Raw genomic sequence first — 22904 nt, 5'->3', positions numbered from 1 at the left:
TTTTGTATGAACTATTATAGTTGGACGAATCACTTTAGCTGAGATTTAATAAAAAATATCACTTATTAATTCAAAATAAAAATCGCGTAATTTAAAATGGATGCGAAAAATACCCATAAATAGTAAGGGATCGTCAACCACATTGCTGTGCGATTGTGCAGCCATAAATGATAAACCAAAGCTGTTAGAAAAATCATTAATAAAGTGATATCGATAGCAGAAATCAAAGTATTTTGCACATTGAAAAATAAAGCTGACCATAAAAGATTGAAGATGAATTGAATTGTAAAGAGCCACAATAGTCTAGTGCGGTGTTTTTGATTTTGTGTATTTAAAATGAAGTACAAAGAAATGCCTATTAAAATATAGAGGATCGTCCACATAGGACCGAAAATCCAACTAGGTGGTGCAAAAGCTGGGAGTTGTAATGAGTAATAATAACTTCCCGGATTGCCGCTAAGAATGCCAGATAAAAATCCTAAAGCAACGATTCCGATAATGCAAACCCACAAACGATAATCTTTTAATCGATTGATAGTGTATACCATAAAAAAAACTCCTTTCTTTACACAGTTTAACATATTTATTTATAACAGCACCTATTTATGGCTTGTAATTTTTTAAGTTATTTTAAGAAATGTTAATTTAGCATACATATTGACCTTTATAAGATAGTATCGAGGTGTTTTAACCATTGGAAAAGCATTTATACGTTGATTTTAAAGCATTGTTGCAATACCGAACATTTTTGTTTTTTCTTTTTTATTTAACTATAAAACGGAGATAAAACGATTAAATAACCTTAATTTCTTTTTTGTTTTTGTTATATTATTTTGAGTTATCTGATATTATAAAATTTGTAATCGATTACGAACAAGGGAAATGAATTAGTTGAATGGGGAGAGTTTGGAAAATGAAGAAAAAAAGTGTAAAGAGATTATTAGCTGGAGCAGCTTTGTGTAGCTTATTGGTTGCACCGTTGTTTTTAAATGAAGAGCAAGGAGCGGCAACAGAGCAAACAGTTCGCGCAACACCTGATTTTGGTGTAGGTCAAGGAATCGAGTGGCCAGAACAAGTCGTAGCACCATTCGTAGATATCACGGCGTATACTTCAGATGAAGTGTTGTCAAATAAAGGTGCCTTGAATATGGCAGCAATTGCTAGAGAAACAGGTCAACGTTTCTTTAATCTAGGATTTATGCAAGCTAGAGGGATCAAAAATGGTAAACTTGATTGGGCTTGGGGAAGTTTCAATGGATTGAGTGAAAGTGATAGTGACGAATGGCAATATGAAGGAATCAAGCAATCGATCCGTGAGTTAAGAGAAGTAGGCGGAGATGCAGCTGTGTCATTTGGCGGATTAAATTCTGGTGCCTTCTGGGAAGTAACACAAGATGAAGATATGCTTTATGATGCTTACATGGAAGTAATCCAAGGTTATGGCTTCACTCGTATCGATTTTGACGTAGAAGCGGCAGCAATGGGTTATCACGAAAACCTAGCAAATGCTAAAGCGGTAAAACGATTACAAGATGCAACTGGTGTTGAAGTAACATTGACATTACCAGTTATGCCTACAGGATTGATTTCAACAGGATTATCTGTTTTACAAGCTTATTTAGAAGCGGGCGTTGATTTAACTAACGTGAATATCATGACGATGTGTTATGGATCAAGTGTGGCAGACTATGCGCAAGGCTCACTAGATGCTGTAGATAACACAATGGTTCAATTAAAAAATCACTACAAACAATACGCTGGTAAAACATTAACAGATGAGCAAGCTTATGCAAAATTAGGTACGACTCCTTCTGTAGGATTTGAAAATGAGCAGCATCCTTACTTTACAACAGATATGTTCAACTTGGTTGTACAACACGCTAAAGAGCGTAAAATCGGTATGGTATCATACTGGTCAATGAATCGTGATGCCAAAGTAGACGGTGGACAAGGACAAGTGAAAAACCAATATGAATTCTTAACTGTTGGTCAAAGATTTACAGATGGTTCTGAAATGCCTGAAGATACACAAAACCCATCAACACCGACAAATGTAGGTTCAGATTTCATTACGACACAACGCGCGCGTATCAATTGGACAGCATCAACGGATAACGATCGCATTGCTCGTTACAATCTTAAGTTAACTGGTGCAGGCGAAACAGTATCAGCGACAACAATGGCTGTGTCTCATACCTTTGAAAACTTGAAGAGCAATACGACTTACACAGTCGAAGTAGTTGCAGAAGACCGTTCTGGAAATGTTTCGGATGCAGCAACTTATACTTTTACAACACTTGAAGAATCAGAATCTACTCTACCAGCTTGGGACCCTGAAACAGTTTACTTAGGTGGAGAGCGTGTTACATATGAAGGGCTGATCTATGAAGCGAGACATTGGACACAAAATGATATTCCGAGTGAATCTGGTCCTTATGGCCCATGGAGACTTGTGACTAAATAATCTATCTATTTCTTATTACTCCATAGATAAAATGATAAATAGTAAAAATATTAATAACTTGTATTGAAAAATGATAGTTAAGTTATTATTTATATAGATAAGTAAGAGAGGAGAGTCCTAAAAAAACTCTCTTCTTTTTACGTAAAAAACAATATGTATATTGAAACATTAAGAAAATATTAAGTGCATCAAAAAACATTTTAGGTAAATAACTATAGTTATCATATGGGAAACACTGTTAAAACAACATTTATATCGTTTTAACTAAAATGAATTCATTTCAATAAAGTTATAAAAGCATAACGTTTGTTTTTATTTTAGAAAACGTTTACAATGAACCTATCAAAAATAGGAGGTTCAGTTATGAAAAAGTTTAGTGTTATGATGTTTGTAGGAATTGTTATGTTAGGTTTGTTTGGATTTGGTACATCTGGTTATGCACATGGTTATGTGACATCTCCAGGAAGTCGTGCCTATTTCGGTACAGCAGCTGCAGGTAATTTGAATCAAAACGTTGGACGCGCACAATGGGAACCACAAAGTATTGAAGCCCCTAAAAATACATTTATCGATGGAAAAATCGCGAGTGCAGGTGTCAGTGGATTTGAACCATTAGATGAACAGACAGCCAATCGTTGGCATAAAAGTGTAATTAATGCTGGTCCTTTGAATATCACTTGGAACTTAACTGCACAACATCGCACAAGCACTTGGGATTACTACATTACAAAACCAGGTTGGAACCAAAACCAACCTTTGAAATTCAGCGATTTTGAATTGATCACAAAAATCGATGATAAAGCAACAGTTCCACCAAAAACAGTAAATCAAACAATTACTGTTCCTCAAGATAGAAAAGGTTACAACGTGATTTTAGCTGTTTGGAATATTTCAGATACAACAAATGCGTTCTACCAAGTAATCGATGTCAATGTTCAATAGATAAACCTTGAAGAGAAACCTTTTTAACTGATCATATAAAGAACACCTATGAAGTGACTCTCATTTTCACTTCATGGGTGTTTATTTGTATATTCGAACCACCTAAAATCAAAAGGGGGCAGGTACAATGATGGTCCCATTTTTTTGGCGAACTTCAGATTGTATTGTATGATAGAAGTAAGGATACCAGAAGAAATGGGTTACGGAGGAAATCAAATGAAAAAATTTTTACGTAAAAAAAAGAAAAATAAAGAATCGATTGAAGATACTGTAATCGAACATGAGGAAACAGAGTTGGAAGAAACATTGGAGCAAACACCTGAGGAACAAAAAGAATTTGCTTCCTTTTTTGCTGAAACAATGAAAAGACTTCCCCAAAAAACATCCGCAGCTATTTTACGAAATTTTGATTCGTCGAAAAGCAAGGCGGAACAAACATTAGCAAAGAGTAAAACACAATTCGACCGTCTATTTGAAGAATTCTTAAAAGGGGTAGACGAACCTTTACGTAGAAAATGCCATGCCACGATTCATGCGGCCTCTTTGACAGCGGCTATCATCGGTTGTTCACCGATCCCTTTTTCAGATGCTTTTTTACTTGTACCTGTTCAGCTAACGATGATGGGACGTCTCCACAAGTTATTTGGGCAATCGTGGTCTGAATCATTAGGTAAGAGTGTCTCAAAAGAGTTGATCGTTGTTAGTTTAGGTAGAAGTGCAGTAGGGAATATCATCAAGATCATTCCGGCAGTAGGTACAGTGGCTGGTGCAGCAATCAACGCAACTGTCGCTAGTACGATCACTGAATCATTAGGTTGGATCACAGTGAAGATGTTGAATGATGGCGAAGATATTTTTGATGATGTCATGTCTTTCAAAGGACAAGTTCAAACGCTTTTTACTTTATTGAAACGAAAAAAACAAATGAAATAAGATTCGATCAGAAATGATCGGATAAAAAAATAAGCATTGACCTCTGAAATAGTTTTTGACCTATGCAGAGGAAAATGCTTATTTTTTATAAGAATTCTGGTTGGTGCTGTTGAATTATTTTTTTGTTAATTTCACGACAACTTCACAACGTGCTGTTTGAGGGAACATATCGACAGACTGCAGATACTCGACGTGAAAAACTTTCGCTAATTGGACGAGGTCTCTTGCTAAAGTTGAAACATTACAAGAAATATAAACTAATTTTTTCGGTGGGTTTTTTAAAATTGCTTGGATCAATTGCTCGTCTAAACCAGTACGTGGCGGATCAACGATGATCCCATCCGGACGAAATCCTTCATTCAACCACTTTGGTAAGAGCTCTTCCGCCGTCCCCACTTCATAACGAGTATTCTCATACCCTAAACGCTGTGCGTTTTTCTGTGCATCTGCAATGGCTTGGGGGATCGTATCCATTCCACGCACTTCTTTTGCTTTGTTTGCCACACTCAAACCAATTGTTCCAACGCCACAATAAGCATCTACGATCGTTTCTTCAGGTTGGATGGCTAAAGCTTTGATTCCTTCACCGTATAAGACTTCTGTTTGTTGAGGATTCAACTGGAAAAAGGCACGAGGTGAAAGGTCAAAAGTCACTTCATTGATCCGTTCCTCAATGGCTTCTTTTCCCCAAATATGTTTTGTTTCGTCGCCCATCACGAGGGAGGTTTTTAAAGGTTGCACGTTTTGCATGATCGAAACAACTTCAGGGAGTTGCTGATTGATCTCGCGAATCAGGACATTTTTTTGTGGGAATTTTTGACTTCTAGTAATAAAGACAACTTGTAGCTCACCTGTCTGTATACCCACTCGAACCATGATCGTGCGGAAAATCCCACTATCAGTACGTTCGTCATAAATCGGTAAATCATATTTATTCAATAAATCAACGACTGTATTCATCACTTTTTGTGTAGCTGGCTCTTGCACTAAACAATCAGTGATCGCCACTAAGTCATGAGAGTTGGCTTGATAGAGCCCAGCTTCGATTTTGCCTGTTTGTTTATTTTTTCTTAATTGAAATTGTGCTTTGTTCCGATAACGCCAAGGATCGTCCATTCCAATCGTCGGTAAAAGTGGATACTCACGATAGCCGACGGGCTTGAATTTTTCTAACGATTGCAAAAGCAAATCTTTTTTGAAATCCAACTGCGCATGGTACGCTAGATGCTGCAATTGACAACCGCCACATTCATAATAGACTGGACAAGGAGCAGTCACACGATCCTTACTTGTTTTTTTAACTTTGACTAGTTGTCCTTCGGCATAGCGAGGGGTCGCTTTGGTGATTTTCACTACGACTTCTTCTTTAGGAAGAGCATACGGAACAAAGACGATCATGCGTTTAAAGTAGCCGATTCCTTCTCCGTTGATCCCTAAACGTTTGATTTTCAATGTGATCGTTTGGCCGTTTTTAACAATTGCTTCTGGCATAGGTATCTCCCTTTTTTATCATTATGTGGCTATATTCTAACATATTATAGCGAGAGTTGGGGATTTTCTATGTTATGATAGGAATATATGTTCGAGGAGGGATAGTTTGCTTTCTATTGCAAGAATCAGTAAAGGCAAAGGGCTTTTTTATCAGATCGATCTTTCGGATGGCGAAACACTACAAGTATCAGAAGATATTTTAGTACGCTATCGTTTATTAAAAGGACAAGAATTAACAGAAGATAAATTAGCTGAAATCAAAAAAAGTACAGGTTATGATTTTGGCTTACAACAAGCATTGAATTATTTGAGTTACCAATTACGAACGGAAAAAGAAATTCGGATCTATTTAAAAGACAAAGAAATCGGACAAGAAGACCGTCATAAAATCGTTGAAAAATTAAAAGAATTAGGTCTTGTGGACGATTTGACTTTTGGTGAAAGTTACGTCCGAACGAATATGCGTTTGAGTGACAAAGGACCAAAAAAATTAGCACAGCAAATGCAACAAAAAGGGCTCTCGCCAGAAGTGATCGAGCAGTCTTTAAGCCAGTATCCGTTTGAAGAGCAAGTAGAAAATGCACGACAAACAGCGGAAAAGACTTACGAAAAAAATCGTGCAAAAAGTCATAAGGATCTATTACGGAATATCCAACAGAAGTTGATGACAAAAGGGTTTACTAATGATGTGATCCAAGAAGCGATACAAACATTACCACAGGAAACTGATCCAGAAGCTGAATACGAGCTTTTAGTACAACAAGGTGAGAAGATCTGGCGTAAGAACAGTCGCTTTGAACCGCAGAAAAGAAAGATGAAAGTAAAGCAGAGTCTCTATCAAAAAGGCTTTGATTTTGAGATGATCCAACGCTTTATTATAGAAAAGGAAGAAGAAACAAGTGAGTAGAGAATGGGAAAACTGGTCTTCAGAAAAAACAAAAGAATTTCAAGAACGTTTCATTGAATGGTATGAACTCGAGAAAAGAAATCTCCCTTGGCGCTACAATCAAGACCCTTATCGTATTTGGATATCAGAAATCATGTTGCAACAAACCCGAGTCGATACAGTCATTGATTATTTTTATCGCTTTATGGAGTGGTTCCCAACGATCGAAGCGTTGGCGCAAGCACCCGAAGAAAAACTGCTGAAAGCTTGGGAAGGCTTAGGTTATTACTCGCGGGTCAGAAATATTCAAGCTGCCGCAAAACAGATCATGGAAGATTTTGACGGAAAGATGCCACAAACACCGGAAGAAATCAGTACATTAAAAGGGATCGGTCCTTATACGACAGGGGCAATTGCAAGTATTGCTTTTGGGGTACCTGAACCAGCGATCGATGGAAATGTCATGCGTGTGGTTAGTCGACTGTTTTGTATCGAAGAAGATATTGCGAAAGCATCGAGTCGCAAAGTATTTGATCAAGCCATGCGGAAAATCATTGACGAAGAGCATCCAGGTGAGTTCAATCAAGCATTGATGGATCTTGGCTCAGCAATCTGCACGCCGACCTCGCCTAAATGTGAAGAATGCCCGATCCAAGCATTTTGTCTAGCAAAAGAAAAAGGGGTCCAAACCGCCTATCCTGTCAAAACAAAAAAAGCCAAGCCACGAGATGTTTATTATGTTTGTGCCGCGATTGAAAACGCAGAGGGTGCTTATTATTTTGAACAACGAGATCAACAAAAACTACTCGCTGATATGTGGACATTTCCGATGGTAGAAGTAACGAAAGAAGTATATGGAAAATTAGAATCAGACTGGCAGCCTACGGACGAAATCAGTTTGTTCGATGAGGCATTAGTGGCTGAAGATGGTGCTTCAGTATTGCCTTTTGCTCATGTGGACAAAGTTGTATGGCAAAAACGTCACTTAGGGGAAGTAACGCATATCTTCAGTCACTTGAAATGGCATGTTTTATTGTTTTATGGTCGATTGCCTAAGAATGCAAAAGACCTGTCTGAGAATGGAAAACAGACACAGTGGCTGATACCAGAAGCGTTTGAACAAGTGGTTTTCCCGAAAGTGCAAATGAAGCTCGTCCAGCAGTTAGATAAAAATCGAAACAATAGTAATCCTTTCTAGGCAAAGATGATTTTTATTGCTATAATAATTACGATGTCGGTGTAATGAACACCCCAACACAAAGCACAAAATGTTGCTAAGGAAGGATTGCGATGGGAGTTCCAAAAGAAGGAGAGTTTGTAACGATCCAAAGTTACAAACACGACGGCAAATTGCATCGAACGTGGCGCGATACCATGGTATTGAAAACAAGCGAACATTCAATGATCGGTGTCAACGATCATACTCTTGTCACAGAGTCTGACGGACGACGTTGGGTGACGCGAGAACCAGCGATTGTATACTTTCACAAAAAATACTGGTTCAATGTAATAGCAATGATCAGAGAAAAGGGGGTTTCCTATTATTGTAATCTGGCTTCACCTTTTTTATTAGATGATGAAGCATTAAAATATATTGATTATGACTTAGATATCAAGGTTTTTCCTGATGGCGAGAAGCGCTTGTTAGATGTCGATGAATATGAAATGCATAGTCAAATGATGAATTATCCAAGTGATATTGACTTCATTTTAAAAGAGAACGTGAAGATTTTGGTTGACTGGATCAATAATGGAGATGGCCCATTCTCAGAAGGCTATATTGATATTTGGTATGACCGTTACAAGCAATTGTCGCAAAAGTAAACGAAAACAGTAAGTAAGTGAAGGGATCTTCATCTTACTTACTGTTTTTACTTAGATGCTTCACAAGTTTTTTTTCATGTTGAGATGTTGGATGCCTGCATCTTCGAAGGCTTCACCGTAGGGGTGATAATCAAGCTTCTCGTAAAAAGGAATAGCGGTCAGTTGAGCGCCTAATTTGATCGTATCAAAGCCTTGTTTTTTAGCAAAAGACTCTGCTTCTCTTAGTAAGACTTGCCCCAAACCTTGTTGACGGTATTCGGCAAGGATCGCCATACGTTGTACTTTTATCTGACCATTTTCAAGTGGCAGTAAACGAACGGTACCTTGCGCCTCATGCGCATCTGTATAAAGGACGAAATGGACACAATGTGCCTCATCCTGATCGATTTCTCTCTCGAAGGGAACACCTTGCTCGACAACGAAGACTTGATTTCTGATACGTACAGCATCGAGATAAATAGGACTCATTGTATCTTTTGTATGAACTACTTTCATCAAACAGCCACCTTTCTTTCCAGTAGTATACTGTAAAGTGATCGGAATGAAAAGTGCCTATAATAAAAACAAAAATAACAGATTTTTTCAAAAGAATGTTATATAATATCATAAAAAAGGAAAGAAGGGAATTATTTGTTCGATAAGTTAAAACAATCAAAGTTGATGTTCTGGTCATTTGAATTGTTGATTTTAGCAACATTGATCTTAGTGTCCTCGAAAATCAACTTTGTCTTCCAACCAATCGGGACATTCTTCTCCACATTATTTGCACCAGTTCTGATTGCTGGTTTTTTGTATTATATTTTGAATCCGATCGTTGGATTATTGATGAAAACGAAAATGAAACGGATCTGGGCAGTAGCAATCGTACTGTTATTGTTAGTAGCCGCTCTGGTCTGGATCTTGTTAAGTGTCATCCCAAGTTTAGTCCAACAAATTTCTTCTTTGGCCTCGAATACGCCTAACTTTATTCGTCAAGTAGAGACTTGGTTAGCAGAAGTCGCACAATGGTCCGTATTCAAAGATGTCGATATCAATAAATATTTTGAACAGTTGGATATCTCATATGGTACGATCATCCAACAATTTCTAAGTGGGTTGTCCAATAGTTTAGGTTCGATCGTTGGAACGATTGCTTCAGCAACCATCGTTATTATTACCGCACCATTCATCTTGTTTTACATGTTGAAAGATGGCGAAAAACTTGTACCGAATATCAAACGGTTCTTCCCAGAAAAACGGAGAGAACAAATCGTTGAGTTATTAGGACAATTGAATAAAACATTAGCAAATTACATTAGCGGACAAGCAATCGAATGCTTATTCGTTGGGACATTCACTTTTCTAGGTTATTTTGCAATAGGTGTGGATTACGCCTTTCTTTTCGGGGTGATAGCAGGGTTGACTAACCTCATTCCATATTTGGGTCCATATTTAGGGTTAGCCCCAGCGTTTTTGGTGACAGTATTCAATGATCCATTCAAAGCACTGCTATGCTGTGGAGTTGTCTTGATCGTTCAGCAATTGGATGGAAATATCATTTATCCAAATGTCATAGGAAAATCATTGAAGATCCATCCCTTGACAATCATCATCGTTTTACTGGTTGCCGGGAATATTGCCGGACTACTAGGAATTTTTCTAGGAGTACCATTCTATGCCATTTGTAAAACAATCATTTCTTATATCGTCAAGATCGTTAAAGAAGATAAACAAAATGAGAATAAGAAAAAAATCGCAACAACTCTTGAATCTTAAGATGTAATGGCTATTTTTATTGCAAAGAAATTTTCTTTATGATACCATTTTAACGTGGCTACCTTTAGCCACGTTTTTTTCTATAAAAAAATAAAAATTTAAATGAATAAGGAGAGAATGCGATTATGAATGCTGACCCTGAGAGTCAGTCGCTGTTAGCGCAAATTTTATTATTGATCATTTTGACATTGATCAATGCTTTTTTAGCAGCTTCCGAAATTGCAGTTGTATCGATCAATAAAAATCGGATCGAACAAAAAGCGGAAGAAGGAGATGTTAAATCTAAAAAGCTTTTAAAAATATTGCAGAACCCAAATAACTTCCTATCCACTATCCAAGTAGGAATCACTTTGGTCAATATTTTATCTGGTGCATCTTTAGCTAATACTTTATCCGTAAGATTAGCCCCACTATTAGGTGGCGGTGCCGCAGCAAGAAGTATTGCAAATATTATCGTACTGGCTATTTTGACCTATGTTTCGATTGTTTTTGGAGAATTATACCCGAAAAGGATCGCCTTGAATAAATCAGAAGAGGTAGCGAATTTCACCTCTGGTATGATCCGAATGATCGGTGTCGTAGCGAAACCTTTCGTGTGGCTGTTATCTGCATCTACCAGCTTGTTGGCACGGATTACACCAATGACTTTTGACGATGAAGATTCAAAGATGACCCGCGACGAAATGCGGTATATGCTTGAAAACGAAGGGGTATTGAACAACGAAGAGTTGGAAATGCTTCAAGGTGTCTTTTCTTTAGACACAAAAGTTGCAAGGGAAGTAATGGTTCCTCGAACAGATGCTTTTATGATCGACATTAATGACTCCATTGAAGAAAATGTCAACGAAGTACTATCGGAGAATTACTCAAGGATTCCTGTTTATAATGAAGACAAAGATAAAGTTGTTGGAATCCTTCATACGAAAAATTTATTAAAAGCTGCCCATAAATTTGGGTTCGAAAACTTAGAGATCAAAAAAATCATGCAGGAACCGCTTTTTGTTCCAGAGACGATTTTTATTGATGATCTATTATATGAAATGAAGAAAACACAAAACCAAATGGCGATCCTATTAGATGAATATGGCGGAGTCGTAGGTTTAGTGACATTGGAAGATCTACTTGAAGAAATCGTTGGAGAAATCGATGATGAGTCAGACGAAGTAGAAAATCTCTACGAACAAGTCGGTGAATACGAATATATCATCCAAGGTCGAATGCTGATCGATGAATTCAATGAGGCGTTTGAAAGTAATCTCCACATGAGTGATGTGGATACAATGGCTGGCTACTTGATCACTGCTTTAGGTATGATCCCTGATGAAGGAGAAAAGCTGTCATTTGATGTTGAAAACATTACTTTGATCTCTGAAGAAATGGAAGGCTCAAGAATACTTAAAATTCGTGTGATCTTCCATGATCCAGAAGAAATAGAAGCTGAGCCTGAAGAAGAACGTCGCTATTTCAAAAAAGATTTTGAAGACGACGAACCACGAAGATAAAGCACCTTCGATGATCTTTTAACGAAACAAAGAGCGGATATATTACTTGCTTTCTGAAGTGATGTATCTGTTCTTTTTTTGGAGATATCAAATGAAAAGAAAAAGTAAAACTGTTTCGCTTACTTTTTCAAACTTAAGATCCATGCTATACTATTTGAGTTGAAGAAAAGGATAGAGGAACTATCGAATAGTCGAAGGGGTTCTCTTTTATGAAGCAATAGACAAATGAAGAATGGAGTAAATTTATGAACAATCCAGAATTAAAACAGCAAGTGGACAATCGACGCACATTTGCGATCATTTCCCATCCGGATGCGGGGAAAACAACGATCACCGAACAACTGCTTTTATTCGGTGGTGCGATTCGCCAAGCAGGAACGGTCAAAGGAAAGAAAACAGGTAATTTTGCAAAATCTGACTGGATGGAAATCGAAAAACAACGTGGGATTTCTGTTACCAGTTCAGTGATGCAATTTGATTATCACGGAAAAAGAGTCAATATTTTAGACACCCCTGGGCATGAGGACTTTTCAGAAGATACGTATCGTACGTTGATGGCGGTCGATAGTGCAGTCATGGTCATTGATAGTGCAAAAGGGATCGAGGCACAAACCAAAAAACTTTTCCAAGTAGTCAAAAGAAGAGGCATCCCTATTTTCACTTTCATCAATAAGTTGGACCGAGATGGTCGAGAACCGCTTGATCTATTAGAAGAATTAGAAGAGTTATTAGATATCGAATCTTGCCCAATGAATTGGCCAATCGGCATGGGAAAAGGACTGGAAGGATTATACGACATCCATCATAACCGAGTAGAATTTTATCGTCCTGAGAATTATCAAGATGAACGCTTGGCTCAATTAGATGAAGAGGGTCACTTACCGGAGGATCATCCACTAAGAAATAATTCATTGTACGAGCAAGTATTAGAAGAAGTAGAGCTGTTAAAAGAAGCTGGGGATTCATTTAATGAAGAAAAAATTGCTCGTGGGGAGCAGACACCAGTATTTTTTGGTTCAGCGTTGACTAATTTCGGTGTACAGACCTTTTTAGAAACATTCGTTGATTTGGCGCCATCTCCTTATGGCCACAAAACACGTGAAGATCAAGTAATCAGCCCTTATGAACAATATTTTTCCGGTTTCGTTTTTAAAATCCAAGCCAATATGAATCCAGCTCACCGAGATCGTATTGCATTTGTACGAATTTGTTCAGGGACTTTTGAACGAGGAATGGACGTCTCATTAGAGCGGACGAACAAAAAATTAAAATTGAGTAATGTCACGCAATTTATGGCAGATGCCAGAGAAAATGTTGAAAATGCTGTAGCTGGAGATATCATTGGTGTGTATGATACCGGAAACTATCAAATCGGTGACACATTATATGAAGGAAAACTAAAAGTAGCTTATGAAGAATTACCTTCATTTACGCCTGAGCTTTTCATGAAAGTAACGGCTAAAAATGTGATGAAACAAAAATCATTCCACAAAGGAATCAATCAATTGGTACAAGAAGGTGCCATTCAATTATATAAAACCTATGTGACCGAAGAATACATCATCGGGGCAGTTGGACAATTGCAATTTGAAGTTTTCCAATATCGGATGTTGAATGAATACAATGCAGAAGTGATCATGTCACCAATGGGCAATAAGATTGCCCGTTGGATCGAACCGGAAGATCTAGATGAGAAAATGAGTTCTAGTCGTAACATCTTAGCGAGAGATCGCTTCGATCAACCGCTATTCTTATTTGAGAACCAGTTTGCAGAACGTTGGTTTGCTGACAAATATCCAAACGTAAAATTAAAAAGTTTGATGTAATCAGTGGTTCTCGTTGCTGGTTCAATTGATCCATTTTTAGCATAAAAGCTTAAAAATATTTATTTAGTATATAAATAAAAAACGAACACACGACAATTCATGTTTTCAGCGAATTGTCGTGTGTTTTTGTTGGATTTTAACGTTTTTTTGGTTATTTTGAAAAAATCAATTAAAATCAAATAAAAAAATAGATTAGAATATTTTTGCGTACATATATATAAAATAAGCAAAGAAAGCAGGGAACAAATGGAAACAGAAATCGAGAAAAAACAGCGTATTGAAAGAAAAAAAGCAAAAATGCGTCAATTATGTCAGATGTTAGATATTGAGAACTGGGAAAAGAATGAACGGATCGTCAAAGAAATCCGCTCGATCATCCAAGCGGATCGACCAGTAAAGGGGAGAGAAGTTGGAAATAGGAAAAAGAAAAAAAGGGAATGCCAAGTGACTTCGACAAAACCCTTTTGATTCATGATTTACTTTTTAGTACTACATAGCAATTGGTGCATTTAAATTTCTTTTTGGAATAGAGATTTCTACTAAGCCAGGTAACTCGATCACTTGGATGTCTTCAGGATGGTACTCAGCGTCATGGATTTTTTTTAAGAAGTAGTGTTGGATTTCTTCAATTTCCTTTGGTTGGATATTGCGGTTTTCATTCATCAGGACGATTTCATTGTGCTCAGGAGCTTCTGTATAAATAACGGTTGTATTTCCTGCGGTATACACCTTTACCATATGTGCATCTGTATTTTCTAATTGGTTTAAAACTAATCGTGAATGGCTGTTTGTTACATTAACTAGTTTCATGGCGCTCACCTCTCTTATGTATTTAAGAAATAACTTACATTAAGTATAATTTTTTTTTAGTAAAATGAACAGCATTTTGTCTTCTTAAAAATAAACGAATAAGAAAAAATCGTTACTATCTTTTCCAAAAATAAAAACAAAAGCGGAGAGTGGCAAACTCTCCGCTCGATTTTTTCTACCATTTGAGTGTGGAATTATTCTGTCGGTTCGTTGTTTGCTTCTTTGACTAAACGTTCAGGTTTAGAAGTAATGACGATTTTATCGTCTTTATCTAATTTTGCTTTAAGATCAGAGATGGTTGGATGATCAAGATAGAATTCGGCAATGCCATCTTCGATTTGTTCTTGGATCGTTCGACGTAATGGTCGTGCGCCCATTGCTGGATCGTAGCCAAGATCAACCAGTTTTTCTTTGACATTCGTAGGGACGTCCACATGCAATTGCTGAGCCGCCAACAATTGGTTGACATCATCAAGCATAAGAGTAACGATCGTCATCAAGTTTTCTTTTGATAAAGCACTGAACTCGATGATTCCATCAAAACGATTCAAGAATTCAGGTGTGAAGTAGTTGTTCAATTGATTCAAGACAGAACGAGTCACACCTTCACGGGCTGCACCAAAGCCAACATTGGCTTCTACTTTTCCGGTCCCAGCATTACTTGTCATAATGATGATCGTATCTTTGAAGCTGACTGTCCGACCTTGCGCATCAGTCAAACGTCCATCATCTAAGATTTGTAGGAACATGTGTAAGACATCTGGATGTGCTTTTTCTACTTCATCAAGCAGAACCAAACTATACGGATTTCTACGTACTTTTTCAGTCAATTGACCAGCTTCTTCATAGCCGACATAGCCTGGAGGAGAACCAATCAATTTTGCGACACTGTGTTTTTCCATGTATTCGGACATATCGAAACGGATCATTGATTCTTCAGATCCAAATAACTCGTAGGCGAGTTGCTTCGCTAATTCTGTCTTACCAACACCAGTAGGACCAACAAATAAGAAAGAACCAATTGGACGGTTTTTCTTGCTTAAACCAACTCGATTACGACGAATAGCTTTGGCTACCCGATCCACCGCATTATCTTGCCCGATGACATGTTTTTTCAAGTCGTCAGCTAAGTTTTTCAATTGAGTTTGTTCTTTTTCTTTTAGTTCACCGACAGGGATGCCTGTACGTTGTTCAACGATTTTTTCCATGTCTTTCTCAGAGATCACTGGGATTTCTTCTTCTGAAAGTTGACGTTCTTGCATTTTTTTCAACTTATTGATTTGATCGCGATAATAAGCTGCTTTTTCGAAATCTTCTTCTTTAGAAGCCAACAATTTTTGTTCTTCCGCTTCTTCCAATTTCTTTTCAATCATTTTTGGGTCAACGATTTGGATCGTCAAGTTTTTCTTTGATCCTGTTTCATCAAGTAGATCAATGGCTTTATCCGGTAAGAAACGATCTTGGATGTAACGATTAGATAATCTAGCCGCAGCTTCGATCGCAGCATCTGTGTATTTGACATGATGGTAATCTTCATAGCGCTTTTGTAACCCTTGTAAAATACTGATTGTTTCATCTACAGAAGGTTCATCGACACGAACAGGTTGCATCCGTCGCTCTAACGCAGCATCTTTTTCAATGATCCGGTATTCATTCAATGTCGTTGCCCCAACCATTTGTAATTCACCACGAGCTAACGCAGGTTTTAGGATATTTCCGGCATCCATGTTACCATCACCAGCTGAACCAGCCCCAACGATTTCATGAACTTCGTCAATAAATAAAATGACATTTTCTGCTTGTCTGATTTCTTCGATCAGTTTTTGCATCCGTTCTTCAAATTGCCCTCTGATTCCTGTGCCTTGGACAAGTGAAACGACATCTAAGCGAATCACTTCTTTATCAAGTAATTTTTGTGGGACATCGCCATCAACGATTTTTTGTGCGAGACCTTCAACAACGGCCGTTTTACCAACACCTGGCTCACCAATCAAGACAGGGTTGTTTTTTGTACGGCGATTCAAGATCTCGATCACGCGCTTGATTTCATCATCCCGTCCAATAACAGGGTCGATTTCTCCTTGTCGCGCTTCTTCTGTGATATTGATACCGTATTCGCCTAAAAGACCATCTGAAGCAGGGCCTTGTGGCGGTTGTCCACCATTAAAGTTGTTGTTCCCACCAAATTGAGTAGGGGGCGTTTGTTCAAAATTGCCTTGTTGTTGCATTTGACGAGACATCGAACGAAATAGATCGTCCAGACTCCCAAAGCCAAATGGATCATTTTGGGCCATACTTGTTAGACCTCCATTTTGCTGATTTTTGATTTTTTGGTAACAGCTCTGACAATAGTCAAGTTGTGTACGTTGACCATTGACAGTCGCATACAAGTGAATCGTTGCTTCATTTTTTCCACAGTTTTGACAAAGCATAAAACATTCACGTCCTTTCAAACATTGGTCAATAGGTCTATTTTACATCGCGTATTTCTCTTGGTAAAAGAATAACACTTGATCAAAAAGCCTTTAAAAGTCATAATGAGTTGACCATTACTGACCATTTAGTTTTATTATACTAAAATTTTGAAGAGACGCAAGCAATTGATTCTTTCCCTCAGGCAATGGTAATAAACTATTTGGCTGGCAAGTTTAAGTTGTGTTGGAATCTGGCAAGGACTATAGGTGAAATCTCACTAATAGATAATCTGCGCTACAATCAATGATTAGTGAGAAGAGCCTTGGGTTATAAAAAAACATAGATTGCCTTAAAATAGGAATAGTCAAAACCAAGCCCAAAACAAAACCACACAATAGTTTACTGGATTTTCTCTCAATTTAAATGAAAACTGTTGTATCTAAGGAAAAAAAATGTTAATCTTTACAGATGAAAGGGTTCATCTGATTAGTTCTATCATGGATTACTAAAAAAGAAAACCCTCACATAAAAACAACACTCACTTAAAGGAGACCGATTAATATGGAAAAGAAAGAATTTCACGTAGTAGCAGAAACTGGGATCCACGCACGTCCAGCTACACTATTAGTACAAACAGCAAGCAAATTTAACTCTGATGTAAACTTAGAGTATAAAGGTAAATCAGTAAACTTAAAATCTATCATGGGCGTTATGTCTTTAGGTGTAGGTCAAGGTTCTGACGTTACTATCACTGCTGAAGGTGCTGACGAAGCTGACGCTATGGCAGCTATCGTTGAAACAATGAAGAAAGAAGGCTTATCTGAATAATGGTTGAAATGCTAAAAGGGATCGCCGCTAGTGACGGAGTAGCCGTTGCAAAAGCTTACCTGCTAGTTCAACCGGATTTATCATTCAGTAAGACGACAGTTGAGGATACTTCAGCTGAAGAAGCTCGCTTAGATGATGCTTTAGCAAAATCAACTGAAGAATTACAACAAATTCGTGAAAAAGCAGCGCAAAGCTTAGGTGAAGCAGAAGCGCAAGTATTTGACGCACATTTAATGGTTCTTTCAGATCCTGAAATGATAGGTCAAATCAAACAAAACATCAAAGATAACAGTGTAAATGCTGAATCAGCTCTTAAAGAAGTAACGGATATGTATATCGGTATGTTCGAAGCTATGGAAGATAATGCTTACATGCAAGAACGTGCAGCAGATATTCGTGACGTTGCAAAACGTATTTTAGCACATCTTCTAGGTGTGACTTTACCAAACCCTTCAATGATCAATGAAGAAGTTGTTGTCGTGGCGCATGATTTGACGCCAAGTGACACTGCTCAATTAGATCGTAACTTCGTAAAAGCTTTTGTAACAGATATCGGTGGACGGACATCGCATTCTGCAATCATGGCTCGTTCTCTTGAAATTCCAGCAATCGTTGGAACAAAAGAAATCACTGCGAAGGTGAAAGAAGGCGTAATGTTAGCTGTTAATGGAATCGAAGGCGACGTAGTCATTGAGCCAACAGCAGAACAAAAAGCCGAATTTGAAAAAATCGGTGCAGATTATGCTGCACAAAAAGCAGAATGGGAAAAACTGAAACATGCTGAGACAGTGACTGCCGATGGCAAACACTTTGAATTAGCAGCCAACATTGGTACACCTAAAGATTTAGTCGGTGTACACAACAATGGTGGTGAAGCAGTTGGCCTTTATCGTACTGAATTCCTTTATATGGATTCACCAGATTTTCCTACTGAAGAAGACCAATACGTTGCTTACAAAGCAGTATTGGAAGGAATGGAAGGAAAACCTGTCGTTGTTCGTACAATGGATATCGGTGGAGATAAAGAATTACCATACTTGCAATTGCCGCATGAAATGAATCCTTTCTTAGGATACCGTGCATTACGTATCAGTTTGTCAGAACAAGGTGACGATATGTTCCGTACGCAAATGCGTGCGTTATTACGTGCCTCTGTACATGGAAACTTGCGTATCATGTTCCCAATGGTTGCTACACTAAAAGAATTCCGTGGTGCAAAAGCAATCTTTGAAGAAGAAAAACAAAAATTAGTAAATGAAGGCATTGAAGTCTCTGATTCGATCCAAGTAGGGATCATGATCGAGATTCCAGCTGCAGCCGTTATTGCGGACAAATTTGCTAAAGAAGTTGACTTCTTCTCAGTAGGAACAAACGACTTGATCCAATACACAATGGCAGCTGACCGTATGAACGAACGTGTTTCATACTTGTACCAACCATACAACCCATCAATTCTACGTTTGATCAAAAACGTCATTGATGCAGCACACGCTGAAGGTAAATGGGCTGGTATGTGTGGAGAAATGGCCGGCGATCAAATGGCTGTTCCTTTACTAGTCGGTATGGGATTAGATGAGTTCTCAATGAGTGCAACATCAATCTTAAAAACTCGTAGCTTGATGAAACGTTTAGATACAAGCAAAATGGCTGAACTTGCGGATCGCGCCCTAAATGAGTGCGATACAATGGAAGAAGTCGTAGAACTTGTTAATGAATATCTAGCTTGATTTTAAGAACAGGCACAGTATTTTGCTGTGCCTGTTTTTTTTGTCTTCCGATAATAAAAAAGAAAATTCCGTGCCATCTTACAAGTTTGTTGGGAAAAAATCGGACTTAAGTTTGAGTGACAGCTTTCACGCTGTGTTATAATATAAGAGTGAGGGGGAACGTAGATGAAGGTATTATTATATTTTGAAAGTGAGAAGATGCTTTCTAAGTCCGGCATTGGTCGTGCACTTGATCATCAAAAACGTGCTCTTAAGGATGTAGGGATCTCCTATACTTTAGATAGTAAAGAAGACTATGATATTTTGCACATCAATACATATGGTATCAATAGTCACAACATGGTCAACAAAGCGCGTAGAGACGGTAAAAAAATTATTTATCATGCGCATTCAACGGAGGAAGATTTCCGTAATTCCTTTATCGGTTCGAATCAATTAGCACCGTTAGTGAAAAAATATTTAGTTGGGTTGTATGAAAAGGCAGATTACTTGATCACACCAACCCCATATTCAAAAAAATTGTTACAAAGCTATGGTATTGATTTACCAATCCAATCCATTTCCAATGGGATCGATTTAGAAAAATACCAGCCAGATCCTGTCAAAGAACAAAATTTCAGGAAATATTTCAATCTTTCACCAGATCAAAAAGTGATTATTTGTGTAGGACTTTTCTTTGCTAGAAAAGGAATCATTGACTTTGTTGAAATAGCCAAGCAATTGCCAGAATATACATTTATCTGGTTTGGCCATGTTCCGATGTATTCGATCCCAAGCAACATCCGTAAAATCGTGAAAGAGGATCATCCAGATAATGTTATTTTTCCAGGCTATATTCGTGGAGAAATCATCGAAGGAGCTTACTCAGGGGCGGATCTGTTCTTTTTCCCTTCATATGAAGAAACAGAAGGTATTGTGGTACTTGAAGCTTTAGCAAGTAAACAAAATGTGTTAGTCCGTGATATCCCAGTTTATGATGGTTGGCTTGAAGATCAAAAAAATTGTTATATGGGACGAAACAATCAAGAATTTTCTGAACTTATTCAAAAAATCATTCGACATGAAGTGCCTAGTCTAGTTGAATCTGGCTATCAAACGGCTGAAGAACGAAGTATCAAAAGAATTGGTGAACAACTTCAATCCGTTTATGAACAAGTGCTAAAAGCATCAGATTCTTCAAATGAACAAATGCAAGAATCAAAATAAAGGTAGTTTGGAGGCGAAAAAAGATGAAAATCGGCTTTTTTACCGATACCTATTTTCCGCAGGTAAGTGGCGTAGCGACATCGATCAAGACATTAAAAGAAGAACTCGAAAAAATGGGACATGACGTGTATATATTCACGACAACAGATCCCAATGCAGACAAGTTAGAAAAAGATGTGATTCGTATGCCAAGTGTTCCTTTTGTCTCATTTAAAGAACGTCGAGTAGTGGTACGAGGAATGTGGTATGCCTATTTAGTGGCAAAAGAGTTAGAGTTAGATCTTATCCATACTCACACTGAGTTTGGAGCAGGTGTTCTTGGAAAGATGGTCGCGAAAAAATTAAAAATCCCATCGATCCATACGTATCACACGATGTACGAAGATTATCTCCATTACATTGCAAAAGGAAAAGTGATTCGACAATCTCATGTCAAATACTTATCTCGACTATTTGTAAACCATACAACAGGTGTGGTTTGTCCGAGTGAGCGTGTCATCGAAACATTGCGAAGTTATGGGGTGACAGCACCATTACGAGTGATACCGACTGGGATCGATATAGACAAATTCAAACGCCCAGAAATCACACAAGAACAAATCAAAGAGCTACGCACTTCATTAGGGATCGAGGAAAACGGTTTGATGATTTTATCTTTAAGTCGAATCTCTTATGAAAAAAATATCCAAGCGTTGATCCAAGGATTCCCAGAAGTCATCAAACACTATCCTGATGCACGACTAGTCATAGTTGGGAATGGACCTTATGTTGAACAGCTAAAAGAATTGATCTCGTCACTGGATTTAGCTGAGGTGGTTCAATTTACTGGAGAAGTCGATAACAATGATGTCGCATTTTATTATCGTGCGGCTGATTATTTTGTGTGTGCGTCGACATCAGAAACGCAAGGACTGACGTATACAGAAGCAATGGCAGCTGGTACACCATGTGTAGTTGAAGGAAATGATTACTTAAATCGTTTATTTGATCATGCTTCCCTTGGACGAACTTTCGAACGGGACGAAGACTTTGCTCCTGCACTTATTGATTATATTGAAAGCAAAGTTGAAAAAAATCCAGAAGTGTTTGAGAAGAAACTTTTCGAGATCTCTGCGACTCATTTTGGTCAATCAATGATCGAATTTTATGAAGATATGCTTGTTTATTACAAAGAAGAGATGCGTAAAAAAGAAGAAGAAGCATCCATTGAACGGATTAAAATTAAATTAAATTCGTTTAAAAGATAAAAAAACAGTGAATAATCCTAAAAAAATCCTTGTTTCTAGCGTATACTAGCATAGAAACAAGGATTTTATCGTTTAGGAGGACAAAAGATGAAAATTGGTTTTATCGGCACAGGAGTCATGGGAAGCGCAATTGTTCGTCATTTACAAAAAGCTGGTCATGAACTGACTGTTTATAATCGCACGAAAGCAAAAGCTGCACCGCTTATAGAAGAAGGGGCAGTATGGGCAGATAGTCCACAAGAAGTAGCTGAGACGAGCCAAGTCGTCTTTACAATGGTTGGCTACCCTCAAGATGTGGAAGAGATCTATTATGGTGAGAAAGGCATTTTCCGAGCAGGCTTAAGTGGGAAAACAGTCGTTGATTTAACGACAAGTACCCCAACACTTGCAGAGAAAATTGCAGCGAGCGCACAAGAGCTCGGAGCAGAAGCCTTAGATGCGCCTGTCTCAGGAGGCGATCTAGGTGCAAAAAACGGGACTTTAACGATCATGGTTGGTGGAAAAGAGCATGTTTACGAGCAAGTATTACCACTATTTCGTGAGTTTGGAACAACGTTTACCTTACATGGATCAGCTGGAAAAGGGCAACACACAAAAATGGCAAACCAGATCATGATTGCCGGTACAATGACTGGCATGACAGAGATGATCGTTTATGCACAGAAAGCTGATTTAGACTTGGAAAAAGTGATTGCGACGCTTTCAGGTGGCAGTGCGGCGAATTGGTCATTGAGTAACTATGCACCACGTATTTTACAAGAGAATTATACACCCGGTTTTTTTGTCAAACATTTCATCAAAGATTTAAAGATTGCTTTGGCAGAAGCAGACAAAGTAGGATTGAACTTACCAGCGACAAAAGAAGCACGAAAGCTATATGAACAGCTAGCAGAAAAGGGTTTTGAGAACGATGGAACGCAAGCATTGATCAAGCTTTGGTGGGAAGATGGCAGACAGCCGAAAAAAAAATCCTAAAAAACTAGTTTTTTTGGAGAAAATCAATGCAAGTCGACGATGCTTTTGATACAATATAACAGAACTAAGAAAA

Annotated in this window: 20 protein-coding genes; 15 read left to right on the top strand and 5 right to left on the bottom strand. The window is 38.0% G+C overall.

The window, feature by feature from the left end; genetic code table 11:
• Positions 1-65 precede the first annotated feature (65 nt).
• The gene (locus CUS89_RS05740; RefSeq protein ID WP_104871394.1) at positions 66-548 is read right to left on the bottom strand and encodes a TspO/MBR family protein; all 483 of its coding nucleotides are present in this window, start codon (positions 546-548) and stop codon (positions 66-68) included.
• Positions 549-913: 365 nt separating this feature from the next.
• Here CUS89_RS05740 and CUS89_RS05735 point away from each other — a divergent pair, with 365 nt between their 5' ends.
• The 3 genes from CUS89_RS05735 to CUS89_RS05725 all read left to right on the top strand — a co-directional run bounded on the left by CUS89_RS05735 (position 914) and on the right by CUS89_RS05725 (position 4339).
• Positions 914-2464 carry a fibronectin type III domain-containing protein gene (locus tag CUS89_RS05735; protein WP_104871393.1) on the top strand — a complete coding sequence of 517 codons (1551 nt, stop codon included), beginning with the start codon at positions 914-916 and terminating at the stop codon, positions 2462-2464.
• A gap of 333 nt (positions 2465-2797) precedes the next feature.
• A complete protein-coding gene (locus CUS89_RS05730) occupies positions 2798-3406 on the top strand; it encodes a lytic polysaccharide monooxygenase (RefSeq protein WP_374955048.1) in 609 nt (202 codons plus the stop codon).
• Positions 3407-3622: 216 nt separating this feature from the next.
• Positions 3623-4339 (top strand): YcjF family protein, encoded by a 717-nt coding sequence (locus tag CUS89_RS05725; protein ID WP_065096204.1) that lies wholly within the window; start codon positions 3623-3625, stop codon positions 4337-4339.
• Positions 4340-4453: 114 nt separating this feature from the next.
• On the opposite strand, the gene rlmD is transcribed toward CUS89_RS05725, so the two are convergent.
• Positions 4454-5830: a 23S rRNA (uracil(1939)-C(5))-methyltransferase RlmD gene (gene rlmD, locus CUS89_RS05720; RefSeq protein ID WP_104871392.1), complete on the bottom strand. Its 1377-nt coding sequence runs from the start codon at positions 5828-5830 to the stop codon at positions 4454-4456.
• Between the two features lie 106 nt (positions 5831-5936).
• On the opposite strand from rlmD, the gene recX reads away from it, so the two are divergent.
• The 3 genes from recX (at position 5937) to ntdP (ending at position 8540) form a co-directional block, all read left to right on the top strand.
• Positions 5937-6737, top strand: a complete 801-nt coding sequence (gene recX / locus CUS89_RS05715) for a recombination regulator RecX (protein ID WP_104871391.1) — start codon at positions 5937-5939, stop codon at positions 6735-6737.
• On the top strand, positions 6730-7914 hold the full coding sequence (mutY, locus tag CUS89_RS05710; RefSeq protein WP_104871390.1) for an A/G-specific adenine glycosylase: 1185 nt from the start codon (positions 6730-6732) through the stop codon (positions 7912-7914). Before recX ends, mutY begins: the two co-directional genes overlap by 8 nt.
• Before the next feature lie 92 nt (positions 7915-8006).
• Positions 8007-8540, top strand: a complete 534-nt coding sequence (ntdP, locus tag CUS89_RS05705; protein ID WP_010735893.1) for a nucleoside tri-diphosphate phosphatase — start codon at positions 8007-8009, stop codon at positions 8538-8540.
• A 60-nt stretch (positions 8541-8600) separates the two neighbouring features.
• Here the strand turns inward: ntdP and CUS89_RS05700 are convergent, their stop codons facing one another.
• Entirely contained in the window at positions 8601-9035 is a 435-nt protein-coding gene (locus tag CUS89_RS05700; RefSeq protein ID WP_065096200.1) for a GNAT family N-acetyltransferase, read from the bottom strand.
• Between the two features lie 135 nt (positions 9036-9170).
• On the opposite strand from CUS89_RS05700, the gene CUS89_RS05695 reads away from it, so the two are divergent.
• From CUS89_RS05695 to CUS89_RS05680, 4 genes are all read left to right on the top strand, one after another.
• Positions 9171-10295: an AI-2E family transporter gene (locus tag CUS89_RS05695; RefSeq protein WP_104871389.1), complete on the top strand. Its 1125-nt coding sequence runs from the start codon at positions 9171-9173 to the stop codon at positions 10293-10295.
• Between the two features lie 125 nt (positions 10296-10420).
• Entirely contained in the window at positions 10421-11797 is a 1377-nt protein-coding gene (locus tag CUS89_RS05690; protein WP_066025688.1) for a hemolysin family protein, read from the top strand.
• Positions 11798-12042: 245 nt separating this feature from the next.
• The gene (locus CUS89_RS05685; protein WP_104871388.1) at positions 12043-13623 is read left to right on the top strand and encodes a peptide chain release factor 3; all 1581 of its coding nucleotides are present in this window, start codon (positions 12043-12045) and stop codon (positions 13621-13623) included.
• 246 nt (positions 13624-13869) lie between these two features.
• Positions 13870-14091, top strand: coding sequence for a flagellar motor switch protein (locus tag CUS89_RS05680; RefSeq protein ID WP_104871387.1), 222 nt, complete (start codon positions 13870-13872; stop codon positions 14089-14091).
• 21 nt (positions 14092-14112) lie between these two features.
• Here the strand turns inward: CUS89_RS05680 and CUS89_RS05675 are convergent, their stop codons facing one another.
• On the bottom strand, positions 14113-14433 hold the full coding sequence (locus CUS89_RS05675; RefSeq protein ID WP_104871386.1) for a DUF1827 family protein: 321 nt from the start codon (positions 14431-14433) through the stop codon (positions 14113-14115).
• A gap of 194 nt (positions 14434-14627) precedes the next feature.
• Entirely contained in the window at positions 14628-16865 is a 2238-nt protein-coding gene (locus CUS89_RS05670; protein WP_104871385.1) for an ATP-dependent Clp protease ATP-binding subunit, read from the bottom strand.
• Between the two features lie 544 nt (positions 16866-17409).
• On the opposite strand from CUS89_RS05670, the gene CUS89_RS05665 reads away from it, so the two are divergent.
• From CUS89_RS05665 to CUS89_RS05645, 5 genes are all read left to right on the top strand, one after another.
• Positions 17410-17676 carry a phosphocarrier protein HPr gene (locus CUS89_RS05665; RefSeq protein WP_002287602.1) on the top strand — a complete coding sequence of 89 codons (267 nt, stop codon included), beginning with the start codon at positions 17410-17412 and terminating at the stop codon, positions 17674-17676.
• Positions 17676-19403 carry a phosphoenolpyruvate--protein phosphotransferase gene (gene ptsP, locus CUS89_RS05660; protein ID WP_019723966.1) on the top strand — a complete coding sequence of 576 codons (1728 nt, stop codon included), beginning with the start codon at positions 17676-17678 and terminating at the stop codon, positions 19401-19403. The genes CUS89_RS05665 and ptsP overlap by 1 nt, the downstream gene beginning before the upstream one ends.
• Before the next feature lie 165 nt (positions 19404-19568).
• Complete coding sequence (locus CUS89_RS05655; RefSeq protein WP_104871384.1) at positions 19569-20609, top strand: glycosyltransferase family 4 protein; 1041 nt, start codon at positions 19569-19571, stop codon at positions 20607-20609.
• A gap of 23 nt (positions 20610-20632) precedes the next feature.
• Complete coding sequence (locus tag CUS89_RS05650) at positions 20633-21856, top strand: glycosyltransferase family 4 protein (protein ID WP_104871383.1); 1224 nt, start codon at positions 20633-20635, stop codon at positions 21854-21856.
• 87 nt (positions 21857-21943) lie between these two features.
• Positions 21944-22831 (top strand): NAD(P)-dependent oxidoreductase, encoded by an 888-nt coding sequence (locus tag CUS89_RS05645; RefSeq protein ID WP_104871382.1) that lies wholly within the window; start codon positions 21944-21946, stop codon positions 22829-22831.
• Positions 22832-22904 lie beyond the last annotated feature (73 nt).

This window comes from Enterococcus mundtii, from assembly GCF_002947535.1.
GTDB classification, from domain to species: Bacteria; Bacillota; Bacilli; order Lactobacillales; family Enterococcaceae; genus Enterococcus_B; species Enterococcus_B mundtii_B.
Note: the sequence above shows the minus strand (reverse complement) of the source record. Positions and strands in the feature narration are given on the sequence as shown.

Bases quoted from the DNA above. Each gene is read 5' to 3' on its own strand.
- CUS89_RS05740 (WP_104871394.1), bottom strand. From the start codon at position 548: ATGGTATACACTATCAATCGATTAAAAGATTATCGTTTGTGGGTTTGC.
- CUS89_RS05735 (WP_104871393.1), top strand. From the start codon at position 914: ATGAAGAAAAAAAGTGTAAAGAGATTATTAGCTGGAGCAGCTTTGTGT.
- CUS89_RS05730 (WP_374955048.1), top strand. From the start codon at position 2,798: ATGAACCTATCAAAAATAGGAGGTTCAGTTATGAAAAAGTTTAGTGTT.
- CUS89_RS05725 (WP_065096204.1), top strand. From the start codon at position 3,623: ATGAAAAAATTTTTACGTAAAAAAAAGAAAAATAAAGAATCGATTGAA.
- rlmD (WP_104871392.1), bottom strand. From the start codon at position 5,830: ATGCCAGAAGCAATTGTTAAAAACGGCCAAACGATCACATTGAAAATC.
- ntdP (WP_010735893.1), top strand. From the start codon at position 8,007: ATGGGAGTTCCAAAAGAAGGAGAGTTTGTAACGATCCAAAGTTACAAA.
- CUS89_RS05700 (WP_065096200.1), bottom strand. From the start codon at position 9,035: ATGAAAGTAGTTCATACAAAAGATACAATGAGTCCTATTTATCTCGAT.
- CUS89_RS05690 (WP_066025688.1), top strand. From the start codon at position 10,421: ATGAATGCTGACCCTGAGAGTCAGTCGCTGTTAGCGCAAATTTTATTA.
- CUS89_RS05685 (WP_104871388.1), top strand. From the start codon at position 12,043: ATGAACAATCCAGAATTAAAACAGCAAGTGGACAATCGACGCACATTT.
- CUS89_RS05680 (WP_104871387.1), top strand. From the start codon at position 13,870: ATGGAAACAGAAATCGAGAAAAAACAGCGTATTGAAAGAAAAAAAGCA.
- CUS89_RS05675 (WP_104871386.1), bottom strand. From the start codon at position 14,433: ATGAAACTAGTTAATGTAACAAACAGCCATTCACGATTAGTTTTAAAC.
- CUS89_RS05670 (WP_104871385.1), bottom strand. From the start codon at position 16,865: ATGCTTTGTCAAAACTGTGGAAAAAATGAAGCAACGATTCACTTGTAT.
- CUS89_RS05665 (WP_002287602.1), top strand. From the start codon at position 17,410: ATGGAAAAGAAAGAATTTCACGTAGTAGCAGAAACTGGGATCCACGCA.
- ptsP (WP_019723966.1), top strand. From the start codon at position 17,676: ATGGTTGAAATGCTAAAAGGGATCGCCGCTAGTGACGGAGTAGCCGTT.
- CUS89_RS05655 (WP_104871384.1), top strand. From the start codon at position 19,569: ATGAAGGTATTATTATATTTTGAAAGTGAGAAGATGCTTTCTAAGTCC.
- CUS89_RS05650 (WP_104871383.1), top strand. From the start codon at position 20,633: ATGAAAATCGGCTTTTTTACCGATACCTATTTTCCGCAGGTAAGTGGC.
- CUS89_RS05645 (WP_104871382.1), top strand. From the start codon at position 21,944: ATGAAAATTGGTTTTATCGGCACAGGAGTCATGGGAAGCGCAATTGTT.